Source organism: Streptomyces sp. 13-12-16, from assembly GCF_002114215.1.
Classification (GTDB): Bacteria; Actinomycetota; Actinomycetes; order Streptomycetales; family Streptomycetaceae; genus Streptomyces.
In genome coordinates this window covers 1-3,625 of sequence record NZ_NCTE01001389.1, presented here as the reverse complement: position 1 = coordinate 3,625, position 3,625 = coordinate 1, and the positions used below count along the sequence as shown (strand labels likewise).

The following is a 3,625-nucleotide window of genomic DNA, read 5'->3' as shown; positions in this document are numbered from 1 at the left end:
GCGGGAGCGTCCCGAGACCGCCACGCTGCTGACGGCCGTCGGGCATCTGCATGTGAGCGGTGCGTCCCCCGACTGGAAGGCCGTGTTCGCCGGGCGCGGCGCCCGCCGTGTCGACCTGCCCACCTACCCCTTCCAGCGGGAGCGCTACTGGCTGGAGTCGGGACGTGGGCCGGAGGAGTCCGGCCATCCGTTGCTGGATGGCGTGGTGGCGGTCGCGGGCGCGGACCAGGTGGTGCTGTCCGGAAGGCTGTCGGTGGGATCACAGCCCTGGCTGGCCGATCACGTGGTGGCGGAAGCGGTGGTCTTTCCCGGTGCCGGTCATGTGGAGTTGGCGGTCCGCGCGGGCGACGAGGTGGGCTGCGGCCGTGTCGAGGAGCTGACGATCGAGGCGCCGCTGGTGCTGGACCGGCGTGCGGCGACGGCCATCCAGGTGGTGGTCGGGGCGGACGACGGGTCGGGCCGCCGATCGGTCGAGGTGCATGCCCGTGACGAGGACGGACCGTCCGCGTCGTGGGTGCGTCATGCGGCCGGGACGCTCGCCCCGGGAACCGGCGCCCGGGAGGAGGACCTGACCCAGTGGCCGCCGGCGGAAGCGGTACCGGTGGACGTGACGGATCTGTACGAGGGACTGGCCGAAGCCGGAGTGGAGTACGGGCCGGTCTTCCAGGGACTGAAGGCCGCCTGGCGGCGTGGTGACGAGGTGTTCGCCGAGGTGGCGTTGTCCGGGGCGGTGGACCGGTTCGGCCTGCATCCGGCGTTGCTGGACTCGGCTCTGCACGCGATTCCGTTGCTGTTGGACGGTGACCGCGTGGTGCTGCCGTTCTCGTGGGCGGATGTGGAACTGCACGCCACCGGGGCCGACACGCTGCGGGTGCGGGTGGCGTCGACGGGAACGGACCAGGTGTCGTTGGACGCGGCGGACGGCTCGGGCCGGCCGGTGGTGTCCGTGGGCGGCTTGACGCTGCGGGAGCTGTCCGCGCGGTCGCTGACGCGGGTCGACTCGCTGTATCAGGTGGAGTGGACGCCGGTGGCCTCGGGCGGTGGTGCGGTCGGCGGCGCGAAGGTGTGGCGTGCCGAGGACGACGACGTGCTGTCCGCGTTGAGCTCCTTGCTGGAAGTGCTGCAGACGGAGAGCGGCACCCTGGTGGTGGTGACGCGGGGTGCGGTGTCGGTGGCGGGTGAGGATGTCTCGGATCTGGCCGGGGCTGCGGTGTGGGGTCTGGTGCGTAGTGCGCAGTCGGAGGATCCGGGGCGGTTCGTTCTGGTGGATCTGCCTGGTGCGGTGGATGCCGTGGGGGTGGAGGCGGGTGTGGGGCTGGCTCTGGCGACGGGTGAGCCTCAGGTGGCGGTTCGGGACGGGCGGTGTCTGGTGCCGCGGTTGGCGCGTGTGCCGGGTGCGGGTGCGGGTGCGGGTTCGGTGGCGTCGTCGGTGTTCGGTGATGTGGTGTTGGTGACGGGTGCGTCGGGTGCGTTGGGTGGGTTGGTGGCCCGGCATCTGGTGCGTGGTCATGGTGTGGGGCGGTTGTTGTTGGTGAGCCGTCGTGGTGCGGATGCGCCGGGTGCGGTGGAGTTGGCGGCGGAGTTGTCCGCGTTGGGTGCGCGGGTGGAGTGGGCCGCGTGTGATGTGGCGGACCGTGAGGCGTTGGCCGGTTTGTTGGCGGGGCGTTCGTTCAGTGGTGTGGTGCATGCGGCGGGTGTGCTGGACGACGGGTTGATCGGGTCGTTGACGCCGGAGCGTGTGGGGCGGGTGTTGCGGCCGAAGGCGGATGCCGCCTGGTATCTGCATGAGTTGACGCGGGGGATGGATCTGTCGGCGTTCGTTCTGTTCTCCTCCGCGGCGGGGGTGCTGGGTGGGCCGGGGCAGGGCAACTACGCCGCGGCCAACGCTTTCCTGGACGGGCTCGCCGCGCACCGTCGTGCCCAGGGCCTGCCGGCCCAATCCCTCGCCTGGGGACCCTGGAGCCAGGCGGCCGGCATGGTGGGCACCCTGAGCGAGGCCGATCGGTCCCGTATGGAGCGGGGCGGCTTCCTCCCCCTGTCCAACCACGACGGCCTCGCACTCCTCGACGCGGCGGTGCGGACGGACGAGCCCGTCGCGATCCCCCTGAAACTGAACCTCGCGGCAGTCCGGGCCGGCGGCTCGATACCGGAAGTACTGCGGGGACTGATCCCCGTCGTCGTACGCGGCACCGCCCGGCCCCGCACAGGCGCGGACGGGATCCACCAGCGGCTCGCGGGCCTTGCCGAGGAGCAGCGGCTCGACGTGCTGCTGACCCTGGTCCGTACGCAAGCCGCCATGAACCTCGGCTACGCCGGACCGGAGGCGGTCGGCCCGGAACGTACGTTCCGGGACCTGGGCGTCGACTCCCTGGCGGCCGTCGAACTGCGCAACGGACTGGGCCGTGCGACGGGCCTGAAGCTCCCGGCGACGCTCGTGTTCGACTACCCCACCCCCGCCGTTCTCGCGCGTCACCTGCTCGACGAGATATCGGGAACCGTGCGCGCGAAGCGCGTCACGGCGGCCGTGACCCCGGCCGGCGACGACCCGATCGTGATCGTCGGCATGGCGTGCCGTTACCCGGGAGGGGTGGCCTCGCCGGAGGACCTGTGGCGGATGGTGGCCGACGGCACGGACGCCGTCTCCGGCTTCCCCACCGACCGGGGCTGGAACCTGGAGCGGCTCTACGATCCCACCGGCACCCGCCCGCACACCAGCTACGTCGACCGGGGCGGGTTCCTGTACGACGCCGCGGAGTTCGACCCGGCGTTCTTCGGGATCGCGCCGAACGAGGCGTTGATGATGGACCCGCAGCAGCGGCTGCTGCTGGAGACCTCCTGGGAGGTGCTGGAGCGTGCGGGCATCGACCCGACGACCCTGAAGGGCAGCGCGACCGGTGTGTTCACCGGGATGACGTACCACGACTACTCCCACAACAGTGCCACCGGCGCCATCGCCTCGGGCCGCGTGTCCTACGTCCTCGGACTCGAAGGTCCGGCGGTGACCCTGGACACCGCCTGCTCCTCGTCGTTGGTCGCCCTGCACATGGCGATCCAGTCGCTGCGGTCGGGCGAATGCTCGCTCGCCCTCGCCGGCGGCATCACCGTGATGGCCACGCCGGAGAACTTCATCGAGTTCAGCGAGCAGCGCGGACTGTCGTCGGACGGGCGCTGCAAGTCGTACGCGGCCGCGGCCGACGGCACCGGCTGGGCCGAGGGCGTGGGCGTGTTGCTGGTCGAGCGGCTCTCGGACGCCCGGCGCAACGGTCACCCGGTGCTGGCGGTGGTGCGGGGCACGGCCACCAACCAGGACGGTGCCAGCAACGGCCTGACGGCGCCCAACGGCCCCTCCCAGCAGCGGGTGATCCGGCAGGCGCTGGCCAACGCGGGGCTCTCGAGCGCCGACGTGGACATGGTCGAGGGGCACGGCACGGGAACGACGCTGGGTGACCCGATCGAGGCGCAGGCGCTGCTGGCCACCTACGGGCAGGACCGCCCCGGGGAGCGCCCGCTGTGGCTGGGGTCGATCAAGTCGAACATCGGTCACACGCAGGCCGCGGCCGGTGTGGCGGCCATCGTCAAGGTCGTCCAGGCGATGCGGCACGGTGTGATGCCCAGGACGCTGCAC

Annotated in this window: 1 protein-coding gene; it reads left to right on the top strand. The window is 71.8% G+C overall.

The genetic code is table 11. From position 1 onward, the window contains the following. Positions 1-3,625: type I polyketide synthase (locus tag B7767_RS41280; protein ID WP_179167532.1), on the top strand; the 3,625-nt coding region annotated here is incomplete at both ends.